This is a genomic window from Caldovatus aquaticus (assembly GCF_019458025.1).
Classification (GTDB): Bacteria; Pseudomonadota; Alphaproteobacteria; order Acetobacterales; family Acetobacteraceae; genus Caldovatus; species Caldovatus aquaticus.
Genome location: NZ_JAHZUY010000054.1, coordinates 1 through 24,622 on the forward strand (window position 1 = coordinate 1; position 24,622 = coordinate 24,622).

A 24,622-nucleotide genomic window follows, 5' to 3' on the forward strand; every position below is an offset into this window, starting at 1 on the left:
GACGAACCAGCGGACGAACCAGCGATAGACCGTGCGCCAGGGCAGGAAGCTGTCGGGCAGCAGGCGCCAGGTGCAGCCCGCCCGCAGCACGTAGAAGATGGCGTTGGCGATCTCTCGCAGCGGCCAGCCGGTTAGCGTCCGCGGATGTGGTGGAAATTCGCTGAGTGTTGCGGGTGGGATTGGGCCTGGCGGTCGGCGTAGCCGATCCGGCGGGGCCGATCCCGGCCGCGGGGCCGGGCTTGGGGCGGTCATCGGTTCGGACGGCTAGGGTGGCGTTGCGACACGCCCACTGCCAACCGCCCGGGGATCCGATGACCGAGGACAGACTGCCACTGGCCGAACTTCTGGCGAAAGCCGGAGACGGCGATTTCCTGCGCAGCGTCGCCGAGGCCGTGCTGCAGATGCTCATGGAGGCCGATGTGGAAGGTCTGATCGGCGCCGGGCGGCACGAGCGCACCGGCGAGCGGCTGAACTACCGCAACGGCTTCCGCGACCGCTCGCTGGATACGCGGCTGGGGCAGATGCAGCTGCGCATTCCGAAGCTGCGACAGGGCAGCTACTTCCCGCCCTTCCTGGAGCCCAGGAAGACCTCGGAGAAGGCCCTGGCGGCCGTCATCCAGGAAGCCTGGATCGGCGGCGTCTCGACGCGCCGCGTCGACGACCTGGTGCCGGCCATGGGCCTGACCGGCATCTCGAAGTCCACCGTCGCCAGGCTCTGCAAGGACATCGACGAGCGCGTCGGCGCCTTCCTCGACCGCCCGCTCTCCGGCGAGTGGCCCCATCTCTGGCTCGACGCCACCTATCTCCGCCAGCGCGAGGGCGGGCGCATCGTCTCGGTCGCTGCCATAATCGCTGTCGCCTGCGACGCCGAGGGGCGGCGCGAGATCGTCGGCCTGCACATCGGCCCCTCCGAGGCCGAGACCTTCTGGGCCACCTTCCTCAAGAGCCCGGTCAAGCGCGGCCTGGCCGGCGTGAAGCTGGTCGTCTCCGATGCCCATGAAGGGCTGAAGGCCGCGATTGTCCGTGTGCTTGGGGCGACGTGGCAGCGCTGCCGCGTGCACCGGATGCGCAACGCGCTCGCCCATGTCGGCAAGGCCCAGCAGTCCATGGCCGCCGCCGCGCTGCGCCAGGCCTTCCTCCAGCCCGGCCAGGCGGGCGCCCGGCAGACCTGGCGCCACGTCGCCGACCAGCTCCGCCCCCGCTGGCCCAGGCTCGGCAAGCTCATGGACGACAGCGAGGACGACGTGCTCGCCTACATGGCGTTCCCGGCCCAGCACCGGACCAAGCTGCATTCGACGAACCCGCTCGAACGATTGAACAAGGAGGTCAAGCGCCGCCCCGATGTCGTCGGCATCTTTCCCTCCGAGGCCTCCATCATCCGCCCGATCGGCGCCGTGCTGCTCGAGGCCAATGACGAGTGGCAACTCCGGCACCGCCACATGGGCGTCGAGGCCATGGGCGAGATGCTCGGCCCACCGCTCGCCAACGAAACCCTGCAACTTCCACCCAAGGCCGCCTGAACCGTGACCACCTCAAGCCCATCAACAATTTCCACCACGTTGACGGACGTGACCGCGAAGCGGGTGAAGCGGGCCAGCAGGTTGCGGAGGTTGCGGGCCGTCGAGAGGCTGGTCTGCACCGCGATCAGCGCCTGGAGGCGCTCTCCGTCGACATCCGCGGCCGACAGGCCCCTGAGTGCCGGGCGGAAGCGGTTGCGCTCCACGAGCGGCAACTCGCGCTCATAGCGGGCGCCCTCCCCGCGGGCCTTCCTGGCCTACGCCTGGCGCTCGGTCTCGGCGCGCCACTGGTCGAGGAGCCGGGCCACCGGGACCTGCTGTCGAGCGGTCTCGACGAAGGCGCGCAGGGCGGCCCGGCGCTCCTCCACGAGATCGCGGCCGAGCGCCGCGGCGGCGCGGATCTCCTGCGCCGCCTCGCGGGCCGCCTCCGGTTTCGTGGCGGGCCAGTCGCCGACGGTAGCCCAGAGCCGCTTCGGGCTACCACGCACCCGGTACCTCAGGACGAAGGCGAGGCGGCCGGGGCCGTTGTAGCGGACCCCGAAGCCGGGAAGCCGATCGTCTCAATGGACGGTCCTTCTGCCGTTTGCCTGGCGGGCGAGGTCGTCGCAGGTGCGCTTGGTGATCCGCATGGTCCCGGCTACCACTGGGCTACCACACGGAGGCAACTCGGGGGGACCCAAGGGCATCTGTTGAACCTTGCGGCCCCTGGGAAAACGGCGATTTTCTGCGGAAGGGTGGCGTGGCGGGCGGAACCGGGAGGGGACACTCTCTGGGAAATCGGCGGTCAGGCCCGTCTCTCTTGTCCCGATGGATACGATGCGAGCTGCGACAGGACGGTAAGCGTGCACTGACGGCTGCGGTGGTGGGGTGTTGTCGAGGTCAGGTGGTATCGGGCCGGAGGTTCCACGGGGCGAGTTCGGCGATGCGGTTGATCGGGTGGGCGGCGATGCGATCGAGGAGAGCGCGCAGATAAGCCTGCGGATCCCAGCCATTCATCTCCGCGGTGCCGACGAGGGTGTAGATGATCGCCGCGCGCCTGCCGCCCTCGAGCGACCCGGCGAACAGGTAGTTCTTCCGCCCCAGTGCCAGCGGGCGCATCCGCCGCTCGGCGGCGTTGTTGTGCAGGCAGGCGCGGCCGTCGCGCAGCACCGTCGTCAGCGCACCCCACTGCGCCAGCGTGTAGCGGATCGCCTTGGCCAGGTCCGACTTGCCGGAGATGCGACGTAGCGTCGCCTCCAGCCAGGTGTGCAGGTCGGCCATGAGCGGCGCCGAGCGGGCCTGGCGGGCGGCGAGGCGCGCCTCCGGCGGCTGGCCGTGGATCTCCGCCTCGATGGCGAACAGCGGCTGCATGCGCTCGATGGCTTCGCGCGCGAGCGGGCTGCCGTTCGCCAGCAACTCGTCGTGGAAGTAGCGACGTGCATGCGTCCAGCATCCCGCCTCGACCACTCGGCCACGCTCGTAGAGGGCGTTGAACCCGGCATAGGCATCGGCCTGCAGGATGCCCTGGAAGTCACGCAGGCGTCGTTGCGGGTGCTCGCCCTTCCGGTCCGGCGTGAACTCGTAGAACACCGCGGGCGGGTCGCACCCGCCAAACGGCCGGTCGTCGCGCAGATAGGCCCAGACCCTTGCCGCCTGCGTGCTGCCGCGCCCGGGCGCGAGCATCGGCATCGGCGTGTCGTCGGCATGCACCCGCGCCCCGGCCAGGGCATGGCGGCCGATGAACGCCGCCATCGGCTCCACCAGATGAGCCGATCTGCCGACCCAGCCCGCCAGCAGCCCGCGCGGCAGGTCCAGCCCGTCACGGGCGTAGATCTCGCTCTGGCGATAGAGCGGGAGGTGGTCGCAGTATTTCGAGACCAGCACATGCGCCAGCAGCCCTGGGCCCGGCCTGCCGCGCTCGATCGGCAGCGAGGGCATCGGCGCCTGCGTCATCGCCTCGCAGGCCCGGCAGGAGAATGCCGGACGGACGTGGCGCACCACCTCGAACCGGCCCGGACGGTATTCGAGGATCTCCGTCACGTCCTCGCCGACCTTGCGCAGCGCGCCGCCGCAGGCCGAGCAGGTGCAGCCCGCGGCGGGCAGGTGCTCGATATCGCGCCGCGGCAGTCCCTCCGGCAGCGGCTTGCGGCCGCGGCGCCGAGCCTTCTCCTCCGGCGCCTTGGCGCTGGCGGTGTCGTCCTCGGCGTCGTCCGCGCCGCCCGCGGCAGCGATGTCAGCCAGCACCTCGTCGAGCCGCAGTTCCAACTGCTCGACCTCGCCCGCCAGGCGCTCCGACGATCGCCCGAACCGCTCCTGCCGCAGCCGCGCAATCTGCACCCGCAGCCGCTCCGCCTCGAGCGTCTTGGCCTGCAGGCCGAGCTCCGCCGCGCGACGGGCCGCGCGCTCCTCAGCCAACTCGCCCTGCAGCGCCGCGATCACCGCCGCCAGGGAAGCGGGATCATTCGGCAGCGCGCTGTCGGGGTGCGGCGTCACGCCCGAATCGTCTCAGACGCCGCCGCGTCGGCGCAAGAGGCTACACCGCGATCTCGGGCTTCCAGCTCGGCGTCGGCGTGCGCCAGTCCAGCCCCTCCAGCAGCATCGCCAACTGCGCCGTCGTCAGCGTCACCACGCCCTCGCGCGCGATCGTCGGCCAGATGAACCTGCCCTTCTCCAGCCGCTTGGCCAGCAGCACCAGGCCCTGGCCGTCCCACCACAACGCCTTCAGCAGATCGCCTCGCTTGCCGCGGAACAGGAACAGGTGGCCGGAGAACGGATCGGCCTTCAACGCGGTCTGCACCTGCGCCGCCAGACCGTCGAAACCCTTGCGCATGTCCGTCGCGCCCAGCGCGAGGTGCACGCGCATCCCGGCATGCAGTGCCAGCATCAGCCGTCCAGCACCGCCGCCAGCCGACCCAGCACCTCCGGCGCGATCGTCTCGGAGACACGCAGCACACGGCCGTTCGGCAGCACCACTTCGACCGTCGCCGCCGACTTGCCCGCGCGCTCGGCCGACCCGCGCGACGACGGCGGCGGGCGCGGCGCCTCCTTCGGCGGTGCGTCCTCCACGATGCGGACCGGCACCAGCGCCGGAGCCGTCTCGGCGCGCACCACGCCCGGCATCGTCCCCTCGCGCACCTGGCGCCGCCATTCGAACAGCAGGCTCCGGCTCATCCCATGCCGATCCGCCACAGCCGCCACCGACGCGCCCGGCCGCGACACCTCCTCCACCAGCGCCAGCTTCTGCTCCACCGTCCAGCGCCGACGCCGCGCCACCACGCTTATCACCTCGCCCATGCGACCGTCCGGCACCGCCCTTACCCCTAGGCTTGAGCGCGCCAACGGATCACCGCCCCGCCCAGCAGCCAGGCAGGTCAGCCGATCACCGCTCCGCGCCGCAAGGCAGCCGAGGGATGACGCTTACACAGGACGCAGCGGCCGTCAGGAAATCTGGACTTCGGTGTCTGTCCACGCCTCTGTCGGGCCGTTCTGGTGGGAGGCTCAGGTTGGACAGCGCACGCTATACCATCGGCCCCGATCCTGATCGGCTGACGGCCCGGCAGCGCATCGAGGAGGTCGGGAAGATTCTCGCAGCGGGCCTGCGTCGGGCCCGCGCCAAGGGGACGTTGCCCGTAGCCGCGCCTCTCCAGCAGCAGCACCCAAAGCGGGCCAGCGCACGCTAGCGCACCGCTGAAACGCTGAGGGCGCGCCGGCGCCGGACCAGCCCTGCGACTGCGGCGTGGCTTCCGGTCAAGTCATCTGCCGCCGGACGAGCCACGCCACGAGCGGCGGCAGCAGGATCCACTGCAGCACCGGCGAGAGGCCGACCCCGAGCAGCGGGACGATGGGCATGGCCTCCGCGTACGCCCACCGCCCGAGTGGGCCAGTCGCCAGCCACTCGAGCACCAACGTGATTGCGAGACCGGTGGCGGTGAATCCCGCGACCTGCACGGCGCTCGGGCGGAGGATCCAACGACGGTTCCCGCAAGCAGCGGTGACGCCCCAGAAGGCCACCACCGCGATGACCGCATCGCCGAGGGTGGCGCCAGTGCAGAACTTCACGGCTTCCCAGTGCGGCGCCTCGGCCATGCCGCGGAACAGCGGCACCTGCAGGAACTCCCAGGGGTAGTTCAGCAGGAAAGCGAACACCGCCACGTTCGCCTCGGGCGCATCGAGGACGCGGCGCCTCGCACCGGACCGGGGGCTCACCGCGCCGCCTCGCCGCGCTCGAAGCGGCTCTGGCGCTCCTGGAATTCCCGCTCGCGCGCCGGCCAGGTACTCTTGATGAACGCGAGGGCGGCGCGGATCTCCGCGTCCGAGAGCACCCCTTCGAAGCCCGGCATGTCGCTCTCGTAGCCCTCGCCGACGATGGCAGCCGGGCCGTGCTTGACGATCCGGAAGAGGACGCCGTCTGGGTGGTGCCAGGTGTGCCCCGAGGCGTCGTGCGGCGGCGCGGGCAGCCGGCCGTCCAGGCGGCGGGACCACCAGTCTGGCTGGCCTTCCAGATTGGCGCCATGACAGGATGCGCAGTATTCGGCATAGATCCGCCGGCCGAGCGCGACCTGCGCGGGGTCGCTCGCGTCGATCGCGGGCCGCGCCGCGCCCAGCAGAATCTGTCCCGGCAGCAGCGCACCGGCGCCCGCGACCGCTGCCGCCACGACGAGGATCGCAGCGGCCAGAAGTGCGGAGCGCCGCCGCCGCCACGGCCGCGCCATCACTGCGATCCGCCGAACAGATACTTGATGAAGGCGGCGATCCCGAGGACGAGCAGGACGAGGAGCAGGAGCCAGAGCAGCCCCATGCCCCACATGATCGCGCCGCCGCCCATCATGTCGTGCATCATGCGTCGGGCCCTTCCTCGATCGGCCGAGGGCGGGCTCCGGCCCGGCGGCTACTCGACCGCATAGACAGCGGGCTCCGCCGCCGGGTCCCGCGGCAGCGTGTAGATGATGAAGGGCTCGGTCTTCGGCCCGTTCATGCCCGGCGAGCCGAGCGGCATGCCGGGCAGCGAGATACCGCGGATGTCTGGACGCTCCGCGAGCAGCCGGGCTAGCGCGCCGACCGGCACGTGTCCCTCGACGACGTAGCCCTCGACCAGGGCTGTGTGGCACGACCACAGCGCCTCGGGGACGCCGTTCGCTCGCTTCACCGCGTCCAGCTCCGCGGTGTCGTGCGCGACGACCTCGAAGCCGGCGCCGCGCATGTGCCGCACCCAGCCCCCGCAGCAGCCGCAGTTCGGGTCCTGCCAAACCTCCACCCGGATGCCCGGGGCGGCCTGCGCCGCCGTCCCCGTCGCCACCGCCACAGCGAGGAGCAGGGCCCCCCGCCGGGTCACAGCCCTCGCGCCGGCGCCGCTCACAGCCCGCGCATCCGCATGCCGCGCAGGTGCTCTGCCAGCAGCTCGTCGGCGGTGCGCCTCTGCTCGTCGGACAGCGCCGCGTAGAGCGGCGCCGCGGCCGCCGCGACCGCGCGCGTCGCCTCGAGCTGCGCCGACAGCAGCGCCGCCCGCCGCTCGAGCTGCGTCGGCGCCGACGCGGGCTGGGCCGCCGCCTGCACCGCCTGCGCGTAGGCCTGCCGGAGCTCGCCCGCGGCGGCCCGGGCCGCCTCGGCGAAGGCGTCCCACTGCGGCATCTGTGCGTCGGTGACGCGGAGCGCGGCGCGGACATAGGCGAGGTGCGCTTCGATGCGCTCGAAGTGCCGGAGGGCGTCCGGGCCCATGGCGCCGCCCCGCGGCCCCATCATCATGCCCATCATCCCCGGTCCCATCATGCCCGCGCCCCCGGGAGGAACCATCCCCCTACCCTGGCGGCCGCCGCGCCCGTCGTCGCCCTCCTCGGCCTCCACCCGGATGCCGGGACCGATGTTGATGATGACGTTCATCGGCGGGCCGTCCGCGGCGCGGTGGTGGATCATCATCATGCGCCGGCGTACGCCCTCATCGGACATGCCCATCATCCCGGGTCTCATGCCCGGCTCGCCCGCCATGCCGCCACTGGGGCCCATCATCATGCCCCTGCCGCCCATCGGACCGGCGCCGGGGCCGGATCCGGGCGCGGCCGGACCAGCAGGGCCGCCGCGCGGGCCGACGCCGGAAGGAGGCTGCGCGGCGGGCGGCGCGGACTGCGCCGCGGCGCCGCCGCCCGGGTGGTGCGCGTCGTGGTCCTGCTGCGCCGCCGCCGGGAGGGCCAGCAGCAGCAGCGTCCCCATCGCCGAGGTGCTCAGCATCGTCGTCTTGTGCATCGTCCTTCTCCTCCGCTCGTTAGCCCACCGGGCGCCAGGTGACGCCGTTGGGGCCGCGCCCGACCGCGAAGCGCCGCGCACGCGCTGCGTCGCGACGCCGTTCTCCGCGACCGTGTCCTCGTGGATGTTCGTGACGTAGGCGCGGGTCCCGTCCGCCGCGACGACGACGCCGTGCGCGCCCTGCCCGGTCTCGACCGTCGTCGCCACCGCGCCGGCGGCGATGTCGGTCACGGACGCCGTGCAGCCCGGGTCCTCCCGCGTTCCCTCGTTGGCGACGTAGAGCAACCGCCCGTCCGGCGTCACGTGCACCTGGATCGGGCCGCGGCCAACCGGGATCCGCCGCACGACGCGCCGCGCATCAACGTCGACCTCCGCCACCGCGTCGGCGTCGCGCAGCGACACGAAGGCCCGCACGCTGTCCGGTGTGAAGCCGACCTGCACCGGGGCCGGCCCGACCGGGATTGGTGCGGTCTCCGCGCCGCGTCCGAGGTCCACCACCGAGACGCTCCCGCTCCCCACGTTCGCCACCCAGGCCTCGCGCTCGTCCGGCCGCAGCCGCAACCCGTGCGGAGCGGCGCCGACCCGGATGGCGGCCACGGTGCGGCCCGTGCCGAGGCTCACGACCGAGACCATGTGGTCCTCCCAGTCCGTTACGTAGGAGCGCCGCCTTGCGGCGTCCGCAGTCGGCGTGTCCCGGACCGACTGTGCGTCTGCATGTCGGCGTCCTCCAAGTACTCGATCATCTGACCGCTCGATCCGAGCAGCCATAGACCGGAGCGGCCTTGCGCAGGATCAATTGCCGGTACGCTTGGCGCCTCTGGCACAAAACGATGCAGATCTTCTTGCCCCGCCCGCGAACGGAGCGCCGCCGGCGGAGCCGATCAGGTGATGGACGGAAACATGGAGTTCAGGCGTCCGTGGGCAGTGTGACCAGTACGGCGAGGCCGCCGCCCGGGCGGTTCCGCAGCGCCAGCCTGCCGCCGTGCCGCTCGACGGCCGCCTTGGCCACCGCAAGGCCGAGGCCGCTTCCGCCCGTCTCCCGCCCCCGAGCCTTGTCCACCCGGTAGAAGGGCTCGCAGACGCGATCCAGCTCCGCCGCCGGGATTCCCGGCCCTTCATCCGCGATCTCCACGGCGAGGCGCCGGTCCACTCCCGCCGGCCGGAGCGCGACCCGCACCGCCGATCCGCCGCCGTGTCGCACGGCGTTCTCGACCAGGTTGGCGAAGGCGCGCTTCAGTGCAAGGTGGCGTCCCTCGATGGCGAGCCGGTCCGGCCCGTCGTAGGCGACGTCCGCGCCGCGGTCGGCAAGGTCGTCGCAGATCGTGCGCAGCGTCGCCGCGAGGTCGAAGCGGCGCGGCGCCTCCGCCTCGGTCTCCCCGCGCAGGAGGTCGAGCACGCCACGCGCCATCGCCTCCATCTCGTCGAGGTCGCGCCCGAACCGGCGGCGGAGCTCTGCGTCCTCCAGCGCGTCCACGCGGTACCTGAGCCGCGCGATGGGTGACATGAGGTCGTGGCTCATCGCGGCAAGAGCCCGTCTCTGCTCCTCGAACATGCGCCGGATGCGCGCGCGCATGCGGTTGAAGGCGGCCGCGGTGTGGCGCACCTCGTCCGGCCCGTCCTCGGGCACCTCCGCGCCGCCGCCGTTCGGGTCCATCGCGTCCGCCGCCGCGGCGAGGCTGCGCAGCGGCGCCGTCAGGCCGCGCACCACGAAGACCGAGACGACCACGATCCCGAGCGCCATGATCGAGAGCGAGGGCCAGAACCGCATGCCCTCGTGCCCGCCGGGCACCGGGAACCGCACCGCGCGCAGGTTGAGCCAGGTGCCGTCCGGCAGCGCGACCGAGACCAGCGCGACGTGGCCGCCCTGGCCGCCCTGCCCCGGCGGCAGGCCCTCGAAGGCAAGGCGGAGCGCCGCAGGGTCGGCGAGAGCGAGCGCGCGGCGCAGCTCCGCCTCGAGTCCCTCGGGGTGGGCGGCGCTTCCCTCGCCCGCGGCGGCGGGCGAGGCGGGGCGCACGACCGGCGCGGTGTCCCAGTGCACCTCGATGGTCGTCGCCGACAGGGCGTGCGCCTCCGCCTCGCGGCGTTCCGGCGGCTGCGCGGCGAGCGCCTGGCGGATCGCCACGATGCGCTCGGCGAGTGCCGCATCGCGCGTGCGGACGACGGCGGTGTCCAGCACGCGCTGGTGCAGACCGACCGAGAGCGCATGGAAGGCGCCGAGCGCCGCGAGCAGCAGCAGCGTCGTGCGTCCCGCCAGGCTCGATGGCCAGGGCAGGCGGCGGATCAGCGCCATTCGACCGGCGCCGAGAGGAGGTAGCCGACGCCGCGCACGGTCCGGATCAGCGGCGTCGCGGCCTCGGGCGGCTCGATCTTGCGGCGCAGCCGGCTCACCTGCGCATCGATCGAGCGCTCCAGCCCGCCGAAGGGGCGGTTGCGGGCGAGGTCGAGGAGCTGCTCGCGGCTCAGCACGCGCTGCGCCCGCTCGACGAAGGCGAGCAGCAGGTCGTACTCGCCGCTCGTGAGGTCCACGACGACCCCCTCGGGCGAGAGGAGCTCGCGGCTGCGGGTGTCGAGGGTCCAGCCGGCGAAGCGCGCGACGTGCCGCGCCCCGCCCGGGGCGGGCCCGGCGGCCTCGGCGCGGCGCAGCACGGCGCGGATCCGCGCCACGAGCTCGCGCGGGTCGGCGGGCTTCACGACGTAGTCGTCGGCGCCGAGCTCAAGGCCCAGCACCCGGTCGGACGAGGCGGCCAAGGCCGTGAGCAGGATCACCGGCAGGCGCCCGCGCGCGCGGATCTCGCGGCACAGCGCGAAGCCGGAGTCCCCGGGCAGCATCACGTCGAGCAGCACGAGGTCCACCGGCGCGCCGGCGAGCACCTCGCGCATTTCCGCGCCGTCGGCCGCGCCGCTCGCGCGGAAGCCGCTGCGGCGCAGCGACGAGAGCAAGAGGGCGCGGAGCTCCGCGTCGTCCTCGACGACCAGGATGTGCCGGCCCTCGCCGGACAGGACGGGCCGGAGGTCGCCGCCCGGCCCGGGACCGCCGGTCCCGCCAGGGTCGCAGGGGTTCAGCGCCGCGGCGGGGCGGTGCCGTGCGCCCGGTCCATCTCGTCGCATTGCGCGAGCATCCGCCGCAGGTCAGGGGTCATGGCCGCGCCCCCGCGCACCTGGCCGCGGAGATCGGCGCAGTGGGCCATCATGCTCCGCATGTCCATGCTCGACATGTCGTGGCCCTGCATGCCGCTGGCGGGGGCGCCCTGCAAGGGGGCGGCCTGCGCCGACGCGCTGCGGGATGGCGCACTCCCGAGCGACATCTCCGCGGCCGGAGCGGCCACGGCGGGCGGCGCCTGTTGCTGCGGCGCGCAAGCGGCGATGCTCAGGAGGGACAGTATCCCCAGGGCGAGCAACTTCGACGCGATCATGGTCATGCTTCCTTCTCTACCAACAGACGGTTGGCGCCGTCGTCGGAAAGGGCGCGGGGCGACGGGGCGATCGGACCGCCGGGTCCTTGCCGGTTCAGGTCACGCCCGACCGTCACCTTGCGAGTCCCGCCCCGGCCGGCGCGTGGCCTGCATCCGGATCACCGAACGACGGCGGAGCTGAATGGCGGGGCGGTGGAGCCATCAGGAGCTCGCGGAATCCGTCTCAGCGGATGTCGACGCGCCTCCGCTGCGTGTTTCAGCGCGGCCGCTGACGCCCTTCCGTTGCCACGTGCCCGTGCTCCACCTCGACCTCGCCGCCGCCTGTGGTGCCCGTGATCTTGCCTCCTGCGGGTGAGCCATAGTTGCCTCGGCCGGCCCCCTGATGGAGGACGGTGGGACCACCGGCACCTTCGCCGATGAAGCCGGTGGCGCCGGTCACAACGCCCGTGCCAGGGATCGGTGCCGGCCGGTGGATCTCGGGGCCGCTGCCGCTTGCCTGGTCGATATGCGCGGGGGCGCTCCCGAAGGCGCCACCCGGTGCGGTGCCGTGGTCCGACAGGTTCGGGCCGGCGGCGCTACACGCCGCGAACGCCGGGACCGTGGCGGCGAGGATCAGGTACTTGCGCATAGTGTTCTCCCTTTCGAATTCCGAGACTGTGTGCTGCCTGTTTCGGGGCCGCGACTCCGCTTGGCTCGACCCGCATCGCGGGAACGCGCGGCTCCGCGCAGCGCCCATCCGGTCGCTCGCCTCATGCGCCACCGTTCGCAAGGGCGGTCAGCCTGGCCTTCGCGCGCGGCGGCAGGCCAGGGATGGCGGCGATCCGCTGCGCGACGGGCGCCGGGTCGGCGTCGCCCACCACGATCAGCGCAACCATGCCGAGCCCGACGTGAGGCGTGCACTGGACGCCATACACCCCGGCGCGGTCGAATGTCACCGAGGCCGCCTGGCCGTAGGGGACGTTCAGCACCGGGCCGCCCTCCGGCCACAGGGCCGGGATCGGCACCGCGTTGTGGCCCGGCGTGGTGGGCTCGAACCGCACCGTGCCGCCCACCGGTATCCGGATCAGCGCCGGGTCGAAGGCGAAGCTGTCGCCCGGAGCCGGCCCTCTGTTTAGCATGCGCACCACAGTCGCCGGCTCCGCCAGGACGGGGGACGCGACTATGCCGAACGCGACGGCGGCAGCGAGCAGGGCACGACGCACGGTTTCGATCCTCTCCGGGTCAGAAGAACAGGCGGACGCCAGCGACCACGGCCGTCGCCTCGGGCTTCTCGCCGAGGCGGCGGGCCAGGCCCGCCGCGCCCCCGACGGCGCGCTCGTAGGAGATGCCGACATAGGGGGCCACCTCGCGCGTGATCTCGTAACGCAGGCGCAGCCCGGCCTCCATGCGGTAGAGACCCGGCGCGATCAGCGCGGCCTCGTCCCGCCCCATCGCGAAATTCAGCTCCGCCTCCGGCTGCAGCACGAGGCGGTTGGTGATGAGCAGGTCGTACGCGGCTTCCGCGCGGATCAGGGGCACGCCCCGGTCGCCGAGGAAGGCCTGCAGGTTGACGTGGAAGAACCCCGGGGCGAGGCCCTGGAGGCCGACCACGCCGTAGGTGCGCCCCGGGGTGCCGCCGCGCGGCGCGATCCGGACATCGTGGCGCACGCCGAGCTGCAGGTCCCAGAAGTAGGCGACCAGGCGCGAGTAGAGGACCTGCAGTTCCGCCCGCTCGAGGCTCCGCGCGGCCTCGTTGGATTCGGCGCGGAGGTTGAGCTGGATCCTGTCGTAGTCGGTCCCGTAGGAGCCGAGCCCCCGGAAGGCGTAGATGCCCTGGCCGCGGCCGTTGCTGCGCACCTCCGCCTGGTCCACGAGCACCGCGCCGAAGAACAGCTCGTGCCCCGCCGGCGAGGGCGGGCCTCCGTGCGGCTCCGCCGCGGCCGCCGGCGGTGCGGCCTGCTGGGCCGCGGCCTCTCCGGCCAGGACCGGCGGCACCACGACCATGGCGAACGAAAGGGCCATGGCCGCCTCGGCGACGCGCCGCATTCTCCCCGGCTCCGTCATCGCGCCGACGCCGTCCGCGCCGGCCGCCGGACCTCGACCTTGCGCATCATGCCCGTCTCCATGTGGTAGAGCAGGTGGCAGTGGAAGGCCCAGCCGCCCTCGGCGTCGGCCTCCACATCCACGTCGAGAGTCGTCCCTGGTTTGATGTTCACCACGTGCAGCAGCGGGTTCTCCGCGCCGTTGCCGACCTGCGGGATCATCCACATGCCGTGCAGGTGCATCGGGTGGTTCATCATGGTTTCGTTGATGAGGCGCAGCCGCACGCGCTCGCCGTAGCGGAGGACGATCGGCTGCGCCTCGCTGAAGCGGTTGCCGTTGATGGACCAAATGTAGCGCTCCATGTTGCCGGTCAGGCGGACCTCGATCACCCGGTCCGGCGCGCGCGCCGGGTAGGGGCTCGAGAGCGCGCGCAGGTCGCGGTAGGACAGCACCCGCGTGCCCGGCGGCGCGCCGGTGTCGTTCGTGAAGGGATCGCGCGCAGCCATGCCGCCGTGGCCCATGGCGAAGTGGTCCATCGCCGCTCGGTCCGGAGCCGGCGGCGTGCCGTGACCCATGGCCGCGTGGCCCATCGCAGCGTGACCCATGGCGGAGTGGTCCATCGCCGCCACGGGCGCGTGGCCCGTGCCGAGCGCGGCCGGCGGGGCGGCGCCGTGCGACATCCCCGGCATGCCCGCATGGTCCATGCCCATCGGCGGCGCGACCTGGCCCGGCCGGTCGGTCTCGGGCAGCGGCGTGCCCCGGTCGAGGCCGGTCGGGCCGTACGGCCCGCCCATGTCGGCCATGGTCAGGACGGGGCGCGGCCGGTGCGGCGGCAGCGGCAGCATCGGCAGCCCCTCCTGCGTCGCCAGGCTCGCGCTGGCGAAGCCCTGGCGGCCCATGGACTCGGCGAGGATCGCGTACTGCCGCCCGTCGCGCGGGCGCACCAGCACGTCGTAGGTCTCGGCGGTCGCGATGCGGAACTCGTCCACCGTCACGGGCCGGACGTTGTTGCCGTGCGCCTGCACCACCGTCATCTCGAGGCCGGGGATGCGGACGTCGAAGTGGCTCATCGCCGAGGCGTTGATGAAGCGCAGGCGCACCGTCTCGCCGGGCCGGTAGAGGGCGGTGAAGTTCGCCTGCGGCGGGCGGCCGTTCACGAGGTAGGTGTAGCCGGAGACGTCCTCGATGTCGGTCGGGTCCATCCGCATCGCGCCCCACATGAGCCGGTCGGCGATGATCGCCGCGCGCGCGGCGCCGTCGGGGGCGGCGGCCAGCTCGCCGAGCAGGCTCGCAAGCGTGCGCTTGTTGTAGTTGTAGTAGCCCGGATCGCGCTTGAGGTTGGCGAGGACGCGCCGCGGGTCCTCGTCGGTCCAGTCCGACAGCATGATCACGTAGTCGCGGTCGTAGCCGAACGGGTCCGGCCGGACGGGATCGATGACGAGCGGGCCGTAGATGCCGGCCTGCTCCTGCAGGCCGGAGTGGCTGTGGTACCAGTAGGTGCCGGACTGGATCAGCGGGAAGCGGTACTGGTGCGTGGTCCCGGGCGCGATGCCCTGGAAGCCGTCGCTGATGCCCGGCACGCCGTCCTGGCCGCTCGGCAGGATCAGTCCGTGCCAGTGGATCGAGGCCTCCTCCCGCAGCCGGTTGGTGACGTTGATGATCACCTCCTCGCCCTCGCGGAAGCGCAGGACGGGCGCCGGGATCTGCCGGTTGACGGTCATCGCGGGGCGCGGCCGCCCCGTGACGTTCATGGTGGCGTGCTCGAGCACGAGGTGGAACTCGCGCGGCGCGGCGCGTCCGATCCGCGGCTGCGCCAGCGCGCCCGGCGCATGCGGGAGGGCGACGGCGGCGAGGCTGGCGCCAAGTGCGGCGCGACGGCTCAAGCGGACCTTGCTCATCCTGAACTCATCTCCTTCGGGGGGGGCACCGCCCTGAGTGCCCGGCCGCTCCTCAGCGCACGAACGCCACCCGACCGACCATCCCGGATTCGTAGTGGCCGGGGATGTTGCAGGCGAACTCCAGTTCCACCGCGCGGGTGAACTTCCAAACCAGCTCGCCGCTCTGGCCGGGCTCCAGCAGGAGGCTGTTCGGGTCGTTGTGGTGCATCTGCGCCATGTGCTGCCCGTGCCCCACCTGGTGCCCGCCGGCGTGAGGGCCGCCGGCGTGGGAGCCGCCTTGCGCCGGCACCGGGCCGATGCTCGTCGCGGTCATCATGCCGTGCTCGAACATCGTCTGCATCTCGCGCTGGTGCCGCCGGTGCATCTCGCGGGTGCCGAGGTTGAACTCGTGCAGCAGCGCGCCCTCGTTCCGCACCACGAAGCGCACCGTCTCGCCAGCACGCACTCGGATGGTCTGCGGCTCGAACGAATTGTCACGCATGACGACGGTGATCGTCCGTCGCGCGTCCTGCGGGCGGCCGCGGTCGCCGAACGCGCGGTAGGCGGAATCGGCCGTCGCCGCGCCGCCGCCGAGCACGCCGACCGTCAGGCCGAGGACGGCCGCAAGGCGCAGGCGTTTCCATGCTATCATGTATCCCGGTACCCTTTCCCTTCCCCTGACAGCGGCTCGTGGCTCGCCTGGACGCATGGGCCGCCCCGTGCCCGGTCACCGGCGCGCGAGGCTGTGCTCCCCTGCCGTCGGCGCGAGGGCGGCCCCATCCCGGTCGGCGGCTGACCCGTCGGCCGGGATCGCAGGCTGCATGCGGCGCAGGTCCCCGAGCGCCGAGGACTATAGGGGTGAACCGCGTCGCCGGGGCGGGGCCGTGACGCATCGTTTTGTTGCGGACGCCCGGTCGCGCCGGCCCGGGGGCCGATCGTTCCGCAAGGCGGAGCCCTTCGCGACGCGAACGCGCGGCCGCGGAGGCGACCGCTCATGCCCCGCTTCAGGCGCCCGGACGGGGGGTGCGGCGGCCGCGCCTGCCGCGGCGCAGGGCGGGGGACGCGCGCCTCGCAGCCCGGCGCGACGGGCGCCCGCGCGGGCGCCGGGTTGTCCTCTCCCGTGCCGGCCCCACCTTTCCCCTCCGGAAGGCCCCGTCCCGAGCCGGCGGACGGGTGCCGGAGGAAGGCCGCGATGCAGCACCACCCCGACGGTCATCCCGCCCAGGGCCATCTCCTCGCAGCGGGAGATGCCTCGGCCGCCGAGCGCCAAGGGCACACAGCCCCCGGCGGCGCCGAGGCCACCGATCCGGTCTGTGGGATGAAGGTGGACCCACGCGCGACGCCGCACCACGCCGAGCACGCCGGGCAGGCGTTCCACTTCTGCTCGGCGGGCTGCCGCGCCAGGTTCGTGGCCGACCCGGCCCGCTACCTCGGCGGGCCGGACGCGCCGAAACCGCGCGCCGAACCGGTGGCACCTGGCATGATCTACACGTGCCCCATGCACCCGCAGGTGCGGCAGGTCGGCCCCGGCAACTGCCCGATCTGCGGCATGGCGCTGGAGCCGGAGGTGGCGGCGCCGGGCCAGGCGCCGAACCCGGAACTGGCGGACTTCACCCGCCGCTTCTGGATCGGACTCGTGCTCACCCTGCCCGTGCTCGCGCTGGAGATGGGCGGGCACCTGACGGGGCTGGTGCACCTCGTCGGCGGGCCGCGCGTCGGCAACTGGCTGCAGTTCCTGTTCGGAACCCCGGTCGTGCTCTGGGCCGGCTGGCCCCTCCTGGTCCGCGGCTGGCGGTCCGTGGTGAACCGCCGCCTCAACATGTTCACGCTGATCGCCATGGGCGTCGGCATCGCCTGGCTGTTCAGCACGGTCGCGACGCTTGCGCCCGGCGTCTTCCCCCCCGCCTTCCGCGGCCCGGACGGCGCGGTCGCGGTCTATTTCGAGGCGGCGGCGGTGATCGTCGTCCTGGTCCTGCTCGGCCAGGTGCTGGAGCTGCGCGCGCGCGAGCGCACCGGGAGCGCGATCCGCGCGCTGCTCGACCTGGCGCCGGCCATGGCGCGGCGGATCCGTCCCGACGGGACGGAGGAGGAGGTGCCGCTCGCCGCGGTGCGGGTCGGCGACCGGCTGCGCGTGCGCCCCGGCGACAAGGTGCCGCTCGACGGCGAGGTGCTGGAGGGCGCGAGCAACGTGGACGAGAGCATGGTGACCGGCGAGCCGGTGCCGGTGCCGAAGGGGCCGGGCGCGCGGGTGATCGGCGGCACGCTGAACGGCCAGGGCACGTTCGTGATGCGCGCCGACCGGGTCGGCCAGGACACGGTGCTGGCGCAGATCGTGCGCATGGTGGCGCAGGCGCAGCGCTCGCGCGCGCCGATCCAGCGGCTCGCCGACGAGGTGAGCGCCTGGTTCGTGCCGGCGGTGGTGGCGACCGCGGCGGTCGCCGCCGTGGCCTGGGCGGTCTGGGGCCCCGAGCCGCGCGCCGCCTACGCCATCGTCGTGGCGGTGACGGTGCTGATCATCGCCTGCCCCTGCGCGCTCGGCCTCGCCACGCCGATGTCCATCATGGTGGGCATCGGCCGCGGCGCGCAGGCGGGCATCCTCATCAAGAACGCGGAGGCGCTGGAGCGGCTGGAGCGGATCGACACCCTGGTGGTGGACAAGACCGGCACGCTCACCGTCGGCCGGCCGGAGGTGGTCGCCGTCGTCCCCGCCGCCGGCTTCGCCGAGGACGAGGTGCTGCGCCTGGCCGCCGGCCTGGAGAAGCCGAGCCAGCACCCGCTCGCCGAGGCGGTGGTGCGCGCGGCGGAGCGGCGCGGCCTCGCGCTTCCCGCCGTCGCGGACTTCGACGCCCCCGCCGGGCGCGGCGTGACCGGCACCGTCGAGGGCCGGCGCGTCGCGGTCGGCAACGCCCGGCTGATGGAGGAGGCCGGGGTGGACGCCGCGCCGCTCGCGGCCGAGGCGGAGCGGCTGCGCGGCGACGGCGCGACGGTGTTCTTCGTCGCCGTGGACGGGCGCGCGGCCGGGATCGTCGCCGTCGCCGACCCGGTGAAGGAGACGACGCCGGCGGCGCTCGCGGCCCTCGCCGCGGAGGGCGTGCGGGTGGTGATGCTGACCGGCGACAACCGCACCACCGCCGAGGCGGTGGCGCGGCGGCTCGGCATCGCCGAGGTGATCGCCGAGGTGCTGCCCGAGGACAAGCAGCGGATCGTGGAGCGCCTGAAGGCCGAGGGCCGCCGCGTGGCGATGGCCGGCGACGGCGTCAACGACGCCCCGGCGCTGGCCGCGGCCGACGTCGGCATCGCCATGGGCACCGGCACCGACGTCGCGATCGAGAGCGCGGGCGTGACGCTGCTCCGCGGCGACCTGATGGGCATCGTGCGGGCGCGGCGGCTGTCGCGCGCGGTGATGCGCAACATCCGCCAGAACCTGTTCTTCGCCTTCGCCTACAACGCCGCCGGCGTGCCCATCGCCGCCGGCGTGCTCTACCCAGTCTTCGGCATCCTGCTCTCGCCGGTGATCGCCGCCGCCGCGATGGCGCTGTCCTCGGTCAGCGTGGTCGGGAACGCCCTCCGGCTGAGGGCCGCGCGCATCGGGTGACGTGAGCGCGACGCGGGCGAGTCGCCGGCGCATACGCCTCCGGTCCTGCGGGGCCTGGGACGGGCGCCGACCGCCCGGCGGGTGAGGACGGCTCGCCGATCGCAAGATAGGCTTCGGCCAGGGGTGATCCCGGGGCCAAGCTGGGCGCGAGGGCCTCGAGGGCCCGCAGCAGATGATCGGCGACGTCCAGGCGGCCGTCGACCAGAGCACTCCCGAGAGCGGTCAGGATCTGATCCTCCAGCCGACCGCCGTGGCGGCGTGACATGCTTCCGACCTTCGACCGCACCAGCAGCGCCAGCCTGCCCCCTTCCCGTGTGGGAACGTCAAGCGCACCATGATTGGTCTGCTACGGAAGTCGCCGCTTCGTCACCGCGACGGAGAGCGTGGCCGGGCCGAGGTCGAAGGTGGCGGAGGGCGAGATGTTCCTGGCCATCACCCGGACCGTGTTGGTGGTCCAGGCCGTGGCGTCGAGCTCGACGAAGCGCGTGGAGGAGGCGAGCGCCGCCTGTGCCAGGTCGCCCTGCCGGCAGCCGGTGATCGTGACGTCGAGCAGGCTGGTTGCACCCGGCGCGAGCGAGGGCAGGTCCCAGCTGGTCTCCGCGACGAACTCCCGCTGGCCCACCGGCAGGGCGGGCGTGCCGCAGAGGAGCGCCGGGGCGTGCTCCGGCAGGCCATACAGGCGCAGCGCCTCGAGTTCGATCTGCCCATCGAAGCCGACGATGCCGATCTGGGCAAAGGCGACCGCGGGCCCGAGCCGCACCGTCATGCGCCGGTTCAGGGAGGCGTCGGCCATCACCGCGCCGCCGGTCCAGGCCTTGGCGGGGGCGTTCCACTGCATCGTGGTGAGCGAGGCGAGGACGTCGCCGGCGAGGTCCTCGCGCACGGCCATCGCCGCGTCGAAGCAGCGCACGAAGAGCCGCCCGCCGTCGGCGCCGGCGACCAGCCAGTGGGCGAGTGCGAACTCCTTCGCCTGGGAGCAGTCCACCACGAAGGCGAGCCCACGCTGCGCCTCCAGCAGCAGCCCGCGGCCGGTCGGCGTGATGCCGTCCAGGCCGTTGAAGGACAGGCCGGCCAGGGTGGTGGCGGCGGTGGTCGAGGTGGCGACCGTCGCCAGGCCCTCGACGCCGATCTCGGCGGCGCTGTGCCGGAAGGCGGCGGCGCGCAGGTTCGGCACATTGCCGAGCAGGCGGAGGTGGCGCGAGGCCGGGGCGCGGTGGCGGTTGTAGACCGCGTTGCCGCAGCGGGTGGCGGTCGGGGTGTACTCGATGCCGACCTGGTAGGTGTTGGCCCAGGCCACCTCGTACTCGCAGTCCTGCGCCGCCCCGGTGTGGCGGGCGACGATGGGCGAGCAGGCCTCCATGCGCAGCGCCCGGCCGATGATGGCGCTGCCATTGGTCTCGTTCAGGAAGGGGATGGCGACGTTCGGGTCGAGCTGGCGCAGCTCGAAGTTCGGCGCGTCGAAGACGTGCCGGTTGTGGTTGTTGTAGGCGTCCGGAGCGCCGCGGGAGAAGCGGATCCCGAAGCGGTCGATCGTCGGGTTGATCCCGGTCGCACAGGCGAAGTGGCCACCGTAGTAGCGGATCGAGGTGTTCCAGGCCGTGGCGGTGGCGCAGTGCGCGTCGAGGCCGTAGCGGTTGTTGAGGATCCGCCCGAGGATCAGCGTGGTGTCCTCGAAGCCCCGCCTGTCGCCCAGCGTGCGCAACCCGATCGTGAAGCCCGAGACCAGGCGGAGGTCGAGGGTCGAGGAGTCGAGGTTGCGGGCGAGGATGCCGATGTCGGCCTCGTTCAGCCAGTCGGACTGGATCTGCCGCGTGACCTGGAGGTTGAGGTAGAGCTTCTCGCCGTTGCGGGTGGTGCCGCCGTCGCCGAGCGTCAGCACGGTCGCCGGCGCGTTGGCGGCGCCGGTGTACTGAATCACCCCCTGCATGATCAGCCCGCGGGCGCCGCCGCCGAGCGTCACCCCGGCGTCGACGTTCCAGGTGCCGGGCGGGATGACGGCGAACTTTCCGTCTGCCGCGGCGCGGTCGAAGCAGGCCTGGGTGGCGGCGCGGTCGTTCGCCGCGCCGTCGCCGAGGCCGCCGAAGTCGCGCGGTAGCACCGCCTCGCGGTCGCGGAGGTACTTCGCCAGGTCGGTCTTGGAGATGTTCTGGCCGAGGACCATCAGGTCGTCGATGCGGGCGGCCATGGGCTGCCTCCGATCAGAGCGCGGTGGCGGTGACGGGCCCGGCGAGGGCCGAGACGTTGCCCTCGGCGGAGACGGCGCGGAGCCAGTACCAGCGGGTCTGGCCGGCGGTGAGGCCGGTGCGGTCCCAGGGCAGTGCGGTCGGCTCCGTGGGCAGCTTCACAGCGGCGGTGAGGCTGTTGCTGCTGGCTTCGAAGACCTGCAGCCGCACGGCGTCGGCCGGGAAGCCGCCGGACAGACGCACGCCGCCGCTGATGCCGAGGACGGCGGGCGCGGTGACGGCGCCGGGGATGGCCGCCTCCCGCCAGCCCGACACCGCCCCGCTGCGCGCCACCGCGCGCACCCGGAAGGCGGTCGGCTCCCCTGTGGGGATCGAGGCCGCGGTCGCGCCCAGGGCGCCGCCGTAGCCCTGCCAGGTGGCGACGGAGGCGGGGCGGAACTCGAGCTCGTAGCCGGCCAGGTAGGCGCTGCCGACCGCCGACCAGGACACGCCGAGCGCGGCGAAGGCGGCTCCCGTGGGCGTGTCCACCGCGATCGAGGCCGGGGCAGCGATGACGCCGGGGTTCGGCAGCACGACGGCGGGGCTGTCGCCGGCGGCGCGCTCGTCCACCGCCGGGTTCCAGTCCCACACGGCCGGGTCCTCCTCGGAGAGGGTGAGGTCCACGCCGCCATCCGGCGAGAGGCGCCATCCCGTGACCCGCGCCGGGAACGGCCCGACCCGGTCGAGGGCGACCGTCACCCCGTCCCAGGGCCGCAGCCGCAGCGCCGAGAGGTTGGCCGGGAAGGCCACCTCGCGCTGGCGGCGGACGCGCTCCAGCTCGGCCTTCATCAGCCGCTGCACCGTCGCGACCGAGGTGGTCAGCGGGAACTCCATGTCGCGGTAGATCTGCTCGCCGCCATCCTCGGCGACGTAGTTGCTCGCCAGCAGCGGCGGCGCGTCAGTCGGCTGCCAGTTCTTCGCCGGGTCGACGTAGACCGCCCGCACCCCGTTGAAGAGGTCCCGCCGCGGCCGGCTGCCCTGGATGGTGACGTCGCCGCGCAGGTCGTCCGAGGTGAGCGTCGCCGCCGGCAGCGCCGGCCCGCCGGCGTGGATGAAGAACCGCCCGCCCGAGACGACGAGCGCGCCCGCCATGGCAGCGACCAGCTTGCGGGTGATGGCGATCTTGCCCTCGCCGAGCGAGACGCGGCCGTTCACCGTGTAGCGCCGCTCGGTGACGCCGGCGCGGGTGCCGATCAGCTCGTCGCAGATGTTCGCCGCGGCGATCAGGGCCGGGATGTCGATGTCGTCCCAGGACGCCTTCCAGCCGAAGGGCGCGGTCAGGTACCAGGCGAGGCAGAGCGCCGGGTTGTCCGACCAGCCCGTCGCGCCGGTGCGTGGGTCGAGGATCGTGTCCGCGCCCTCGACGAGGGCGGCGATGTTGGGCGGGCCGGCGGGGAAGGCCTCGGCGGTGATCTTGAGCCGGACGGCGACATGGGCGCGGCCGCGGCCGCGGTGCTCCGCGGTCCACTTCCCGCCGGTCTCGGCGATCAGGTTGGCGTTCGCGGCCTGGTCGGGATCGCCGAGGTGGCGGTCGATGCGCACCAGGCCGGCGAACTTCGGGTCGGTGGCCAGCGTGTCGCCGAGCCAGACCTCGCCGATGGCGCGGACGCGGTGCGCGGCCAGCACCACGACGGCGTAGAACCAGCCATCGGCGCGGCCGGCGTCGTCGGTGGCCGAGTGGATGAAGACGATCGGTCCTCCGACTTTGCAGCGGCCGAAAACGATCTGGTGCTCGGTGATCGGCTGGCGGAAGGACTGTGTGCGGCCGGCGCCGGGCGCGGTGGGGTCATCGCCGGGGCGGAGCGCGGCCGAGGACGTCGGCGCGGTCGGCCGCTTGGCCGGGAAGACGGAGGCGCCGATGGTGGAGACCACGAAGGCGGCGCCGGCGCCGACGATCGCGCCGATGATGCCGCCGCCCACGGCAGCGGAGGCGATTCCGCCGGCGACGACGGCAATGAGGGGAACGGCGGCAGGCATCAGCCGATCCTCCAAGCGATGGTGCAGAGGGTGATCGGTGCGCGGAGCAGGCCACGCGGCCCGACGAAGGCGACGCGGCCGGCGTCGAGCACCACGCCGAGGCGGTCGGGATTGGGCGCGAGCACGATGTCGCCCATGCGAGCCCGCAGCGGCGCAATGCGCGGAAAGCCGGCGCTGTCCGCCGTGGCCACCAAGTCGGGCAGGACGCGAACCTGCGGCCGCTCTCCCGTCACCGCCTCCACCGCGGCCAGCGCGAAGCGACCGCAGTTCCAGCGATGGGCGTCGAAGGGGCGCGTCTCCACCGCCGACAGCAGCGTTGCCAGCCGCACGGCCCAGTCCGGCCGCCGCGTCACTGCGACGGCAGCCGGATCTCCGCCTCCTGCAGGGCGGGGACGAATTCGAAGAAGCGGTCGCCCGGATACTCGGCCTGCTGGTCGGCGTCGGTGTAGCGGCGCACCTCGGCGCGCTCGAGGTCGACGAGACGGCTCTCGCAGGTGAGCGCGACGCGCGGCTCCGCGCCGTCCGTCACCTCCATCGTGTCCATCAGCCCAGCCCAGAGCGGGAACGGATCCGCGACGAAGGCGCCCTCGGCGTCGAGCAGCGCGCCCCAGAGACGAGCCGGACGGAGCCGGAAGCTGCGCTCGGCCAGCGCGATGTCCACCACCTCCTGCGGCACGGGTGACAGCGCGAGCGTCAGCCGCACGGCGCGCAGCTCGACCGTCTCCTCGACCTCGCCGACGGCGCCGATCGAGCCGACGCCCTCGAACACCTTCCCCGCCCAGTTCAGCTGGCCGAGCCCGGTCCAGGCGCGGAAGGCGCCGGAGGCAAAGTCGAGCTCGACCAGCACGACGGGGGCGGCGACCGGCGAGGTGGCGGAGGAAGCCGCGTGCGGCGACAGCCGCGGCGTGCCGTGAACATCCGACATCAAAGGGCCTCCTCGAGGCGGATGGTGATCGCCGTGAAGCGCCCCGGCCGCGTCGGGTTGGCGGCCTCGTCGTCGGAGACCAGACGCATGGCGACCGTGGGCTTGGTCAGCACCAGCGGCTGGTCGATCAGCAGCGCCTCGCGCAGCGGCGGCGCGATGGGGATGGTCGCCGTCCCGGCGCCGGAGGCGGTGACCGTCTCGGTGGCGATGTGCAGCCGCCCCGCCAGGCCGATCAGGTCGCCGGCGCCGACCGCGATACCGTTCGGCCACCAGCCCTGGGTCTGGATGGAGAGCGCCCCGCGCGGCGCGCCGGCGGCCAGCGCCGGGTTGCCGGAGCCGACCACGAAGCCGGTGCCGTCGGTGAAGATGGTGGCGTCGGAGTAGGAGAACGGCCCGCTCGGCACGTCGCCCTGGCTGCGCGGGTCGCCGGTGCGGAACTCGCGCCGCCAGTCCCAGATGCGGACCGTGTTCATCGAGCCGGCCAGCGCGGCGAGCAGCCCTTCGAGCAGGCCGGCGCGGATGCGGTCGAGCGGGTCGAAGGTCGCCTGCGCCACCCAGCGCGCGCCCTCGCGCCGGAGCACCTGGGTGGCGCGGGTGACCGGCGAGACGAAGCGGGTGGTGTTGTGCTGCAGGTAGAAGGTCAGCCGCGTCGGGCGCAGCGCCTCGGGCCAGGCGTATTCGGTCATCCCCGCACCGTCTCGTAGGCGACCCCGCCGCGGCGGATGGCATCCAGCGTCATGGCCGAGGCCTGGCGGGCGATCTGCCCGGCCAGCAGCCGCAGCCGCGCCTCGACGCCGGCGTCCGCGCCGCGCGCGTCGATGGCGATGGAGGTGTTGATGACGGGCGCCGCAGGAGACA

General features: G+C 73.4%; 23 protein-coding genes and 2 pseudogenes. 2 read left to right on the top strand and 23 right to left on the bottom strand.

From position 1 onward, the window contains the following. Positions 1-126 (bottom strand): annotated as a pseudogene (locus K1J50_RS15060) (transposase); the annotation flags it as partial. Between the two features lie 185 nt (positions 127-311). Between K1J50_RS15060 and K1J50_RS15065 the strand changes: the two are divergent. Beyond that, positions 312-1,520 carry an IS256 family transposase gene (locus tag K1J50_RS15065; protein ID WP_220118590.1) on the top strand — a complete coding sequence of 403 codons (1,209 nt, stop codon included), beginning with the start codon at positions 312-314 and terminating at the stop codon, positions 1,518-1,520. Positions 1,521-1,774: 254 nt separating this feature from the next. Here K1J50_RS15065 and K1J50_RS15070 read toward each other — a convergent pair. The 17 genes and pseudogenes from K1J50_RS15070 to K1J50_RS15145 all read right to left on the bottom strand — a co-directional run. After that, a pseudogene (locus K1J50_RS15070) lies at positions 1,775-2,053 on the bottom strand (integrase arm-type DNA-binding domain-containing protein); the annotation flags it as partial. 343 nt (positions 2,054-2,396) lie between these two features. Next, positions 2,397-3,965 carry an IS66 family transposase gene (tnpC, locus tag K1J50_RS15075; RefSeq protein WP_220118606.1) on the bottom strand — a complete coding sequence of 523 codons (1,569 nt, stop codon included), beginning with the start codon at positions 3,963-3,965 and terminating at the stop codon, positions 2,397-2,399. Positions 3,966-4,029: 64 nt separating this feature from the next. Then, positions 4,030-4,380, bottom strand: a complete 351-nt coding sequence (gene tnpB, locus K1J50_RS15080; protein ID WP_220118591.1) for an IS66 family insertion sequence element accessory protein TnpB — start codon at positions 4,378-4,380, stop codon at positions 4,030-4,032. Continuing rightward, positions 4,380-4,790: an IS66-like element accessory protein TnpA gene (gene tnpA, locus K1J50_RS15085; protein WP_220118592.1), complete on the bottom strand. Its 411-nt coding sequence runs from the start codon at positions 4,788-4,790 to the stop codon at positions 4,380-4,382. The genes tnpB and tnpA overlap by 1 nt, the downstream gene beginning before the upstream one ends. A gap of 453 nt (positions 4,791-5,243) precedes the next feature. Then, positions 5,244-5,648: a hypothetical protein gene (locus K1J50_RS15090; protein ID WP_204623650.1), complete on the bottom strand. Its 405-nt coding sequence runs from the start codon at positions 5,646-5,648 to the stop codon at positions 5,244-5,246. Positions 5,649-5,698: 50 nt separating this feature from the next. Continuing rightward, the gene (locus K1J50_RS15095; protein ID WP_135468469.1) at positions 5,699-6,208 is read right to left on the bottom strand and encodes a c-type cytochrome; all 510 of its coding nucleotides are present in this window, start codon (positions 6,206-6,208) and stop codon (positions 5,699-5,701) included. After that, on the bottom strand, positions 6,208-6,336 hold the full coding sequence (locus K1J50_RS19215) for a hypothetical protein (RefSeq protein WP_255575326.1): 129 nt from the start codon (positions 6,334-6,336) through the stop codon (positions 6,208-6,210). Before K1J50_RS19215 ends, K1J50_RS15095 begins: the two co-directional genes overlap by 1 nt. A 48-nt stretch (positions 6,337-6,384) precedes the next feature. Further along, positions 6,385-6,828: a DUF411 domain-containing protein gene (locus K1J50_RS15100; protein WP_204623652.1), complete on the bottom strand. Its 444-nt coding sequence runs from the start codon at positions 6,826-6,828 to the stop codon at positions 6,385-6,387. 20 nt (positions 6,829-6,848) lie between these two features. Then, the gene (locus K1J50_RS15105) at positions 6,849-8,366 is read right to left on the bottom strand and encodes a Spy/CpxP family protein refolding chaperone (protein ID WP_220118593.1); all 1,518 of its coding nucleotides are present in this window, start codon (positions 8,364-8,366) and stop codon (positions 6,849-6,851) included. Positions 8,367-8,640: 274 nt separating this feature from the next. Continuing rightward, positions 8,641-10,023 (bottom strand): sensor histidine kinase, encoded by a 1,383-nt coding sequence (locus K1J50_RS15110; protein ID WP_220118594.1) that lies wholly within the window; start codon positions 10,021-10,023, stop codon positions 8,641-8,643. Further along, positions 10,014-10,841: a response regulator gene (locus K1J50_RS15115; RefSeq protein WP_135468472.1), complete on the bottom strand. Its 828-nt coding sequence runs from the start codon at positions 10,839-10,841 to the stop codon at positions 10,014-10,016. The genes K1J50_RS15110 and K1J50_RS15115 overlap by 10 nt, the downstream gene beginning before the upstream one ends. Next, positions 10,793-11,152 carry a hypothetical protein gene (locus K1J50_RS15120; protein WP_135468473.1) on the bottom strand — a complete coding sequence of 120 codons (360 nt, stop codon included), beginning with the start codon at positions 11,150-11,152 and terminating at the stop codon, positions 10,793-10,795. Before K1J50_RS15120 ends, K1J50_RS15115 begins: the two co-directional genes overlap by 49 nt. A 250-nt stretch (positions 11,153-11,402) precedes the next feature. Continuing rightward, positions 11,403-11,774 carry a hypothetical protein gene (locus tag K1J50_RS15125; RefSeq protein ID WP_220118595.1) on the bottom strand — a complete coding sequence of 124 codons (372 nt, stop codon included), beginning with the start codon at positions 11,772-11,774 and terminating at the stop codon, positions 11,403-11,405. Between the two features lie 121 nt (positions 11,775-11,895). Continuing rightward, complete coding sequence (locus tag K1J50_RS15130) at positions 11,896-12,264, bottom strand: plastocyanin/azurin family copper-binding protein (protein WP_220118596.1); 369 nt, start codon at positions 12,262-12,264, stop codon at positions 11,896-11,898. Between the two features lie 103 nt (positions 12,265-12,367). Then, a complete protein-coding gene (locus K1J50_RS15135; protein ID WP_220118597.1) occupies positions 12,368-13,171 on the bottom strand; it encodes a copper resistance protein B in 804 nt (267 codons plus the stop codon). Between the two features lie 14 nt (positions 13,172-13,185). Continuing rightward, entirely contained in the window at positions 13,186-15,066 is a 1,881-nt protein-coding gene (locus tag K1J50_RS15140; RefSeq protein ID WP_220118598.1) for a copper resistance system multicopper oxidase, read from the bottom strand. Between the two features lie 52 nt (positions 15,067-15,118). After that, the gene (locus K1J50_RS15145) at positions 15,119-15,697 is read right to left on the bottom strand and encodes a cupredoxin domain-containing protein (protein ID WP_220118599.1); all 579 of its coding nucleotides are present in this window, start codon (positions 15,695-15,697) and stop codon (positions 15,119-15,121) included. A gap of 540 nt (positions 15,698-16,237) precedes the next feature. Here K1J50_RS15145 and K1J50_RS15150 point away from each other — a divergent pair. Beyond that, the gene (locus K1J50_RS15150; protein ID WP_220118600.1) at positions 16,238-18,640 is read left to right on the top strand and encodes a heavy metal translocating P-type ATPase; all 2,403 of its coding nucleotides are present in this window, start codon (positions 16,238-16,240) and stop codon (positions 18,638-18,640) included. 346 nt (positions 18,641-18,986) lie between these two features. Here K1J50_RS15150 and K1J50_RS15155 read toward each other — a convergent pair whose 3' ends face one another. From K1J50_RS15155 to K1J50_RS15175, 5 genes are read right to left on the bottom strand one after another with little or no spacing between them, the layout of a single operon-like run. After that, positions 18,987-20,825 (bottom strand): glycoside hydrolase family 55 protein, encoded by a 1,839-nt coding sequence (locus K1J50_RS15155; protein ID WP_220118601.1) that lies wholly within the window; start codon positions 20,823-20,825, stop codon positions 18,987-18,989. Between the two features lie 13 nt (positions 20,826-20,838). Further along, positions 20,839-22,839: a phage tail protein gene (locus K1J50_RS15160; RefSeq protein ID WP_220118602.1), complete on the bottom strand. Its 2,001-nt coding sequence runs from the start codon at positions 22,837-22,839 to the stop codon at positions 20,839-20,841. Continuing rightward, positions 22,839-23,192 (bottom strand): DUF6950 family protein, encoded by a 354-nt coding sequence (locus K1J50_RS15165; protein ID WP_220118603.1) that lies wholly within the window; start codon positions 23,190-23,192, stop codon positions 22,839-22,841. Before K1J50_RS15165 ends, K1J50_RS15160 begins: the two co-directional genes overlap by 1 nt. After that, complete coding sequence (locus K1J50_RS15170; RefSeq protein ID WP_220118604.1) at positions 23,189-23,764, bottom strand: hypothetical protein; 576 nt, start codon at positions 23,762-23,764, stop codon at positions 23,189-23,191. The genes K1J50_RS15165 and K1J50_RS15170 overlap by 4 nt, the downstream gene beginning before the upstream one ends. Next, on the bottom strand, positions 23,764-24,450 hold the full coding sequence (locus K1J50_RS15175; RefSeq protein ID WP_220118605.1) for a hypothetical protein: 687 nt from the start codon (positions 24,448-24,450) through the stop codon (positions 23,764-23,766). The genes K1J50_RS15170 and K1J50_RS15175 overlap by 1 nt, the downstream gene beginning before the upstream one ends. Positions 24,451-24,622 lie beyond the last annotated feature (172 nt).

Coding starts and splice junctions, on each gene's coding strand:
- K1J50_RS15130 (WP_220118596.1), bottom strand. CDS start 12,264: ATGCTAAACAGAGGGCCGGCTCCGGGCGACAGCTTCGCCTTCGACCCG.
- K1J50_RS15145 (WP_220118599.1), bottom strand. CDS start 15,697: ATGATAGCATGGAAACGCCTGCGCCTTGCGGCCGTCCTCGGCCTGACG.
- K1J50_RS15155 (WP_220118601.1), bottom strand. CDS start 20,825: ATGGCCGCCCGCATCGACGACCTGATGGTCCTCGGCCAGAACATCTCC.
- K1J50_RS15170 (WP_220118604.1), bottom strand. CDS start 23,764: ATGTCGGATGTTCACGGCACGCCGCGGCTGTCGCCGCACGCGGCTTCC.
- tnpB (WP_220118591.1), bottom strand. CDS start 4,380: ATGCTGGCACTGCATGCCGGGATGCGCGTGCACCTCGCGCTGGGCGCG.
- tnpA (WP_220118592.1), bottom strand. CDS start 4,790: ATGGGCGAGGTGATAAGCGTGGTGGCGCGGCGTCGGCGCTGGACGGTG.
- K1J50_RS15115 (WP_135468472.1), bottom strand. CDS start 10,841: ATGCGACGAGATGGACCGGGCGCACGGCACCGCCCCGCCGCGGCGCTG.
- K1J50_RS15120 (WP_135468473.1), bottom strand. CDS start 11,152: ATGACCATGATCGCGTCGAAGTTGCTCGCCCTGGGGATACTGTCCCTC.
- K1J50_RS15125 (WP_220118595.1), bottom strand. CDS start 11,774: ATGCGCAAGTACCTGATCCTCGCCGCCACGGTCCCGGCGTTCGCGGCG.
- K1J50_RS15175 (WP_220118605.1), bottom strand. CDS start 24,450: ATGACCGAATACGCCTGGCCCGAGGCGCTGCGCCCGACGCGGCTGACC.
- K1J50_RS15135 (WP_220118597.1), bottom strand. CDS start 13,171: ATGCGGCGCGTCGCCGAGGCGGCCATGGCCCTTTCGTTCGCCATGGTC.
- K1J50_RS15160 (WP_220118602.1), bottom strand. CDS start 22,839: ATGCCTGCCGCCGTTCCCCTCATTGCCGTCGTCGCCGGCGGAATCGCC.
- K1J50_RS15110 (WP_220118594.1), bottom strand. CDS start 10,023: ATGGCGCTGATCCGCCGCCTGCCCTGGCCATCGAGCCTGGCGGGACGC.
- K1J50_RS15140 (WP_220118598.1), bottom strand. CDS start 15,066: ATGAGCAAGGTCCGCTTGAGCCGTCGCGCCGCACTTGGCGCCAGCCTC.
- K1J50_RS15065 (WP_220118590.1), top strand. CDS start 312: ATGACCGAGGACAGACTGCCACTGGCCGAACTTCTGGCGAAAGCCGGA.
- K1J50_RS15150 (WP_220118600.1), top strand. CDS start 16,238: ATGCAGCACCACCCCGACGGTCATCCCGCCCAGGGCCATCTCCTCGCA.
- K1J50_RS15095 (WP_135468469.1), bottom strand. CDS start 6,208: ATGGCGCGGCCGTGGCGGCGGCGGCGCTCCGCACTTCTGGCCGCTGCG.
- K1J50_RS19215 (WP_255575326.1), bottom strand. CDS start 6,336: ATGATGCACGACATGATGGGCGGCGGCGCGATCATGTGGGGCATGGGG.
- K1J50_RS15105 (WP_220118593.1), bottom strand. CDS start 8,366: ATGGTCTCGGTCGTGAGCCTCGGCACGGGCCGCACCGTGGCCGCCATC.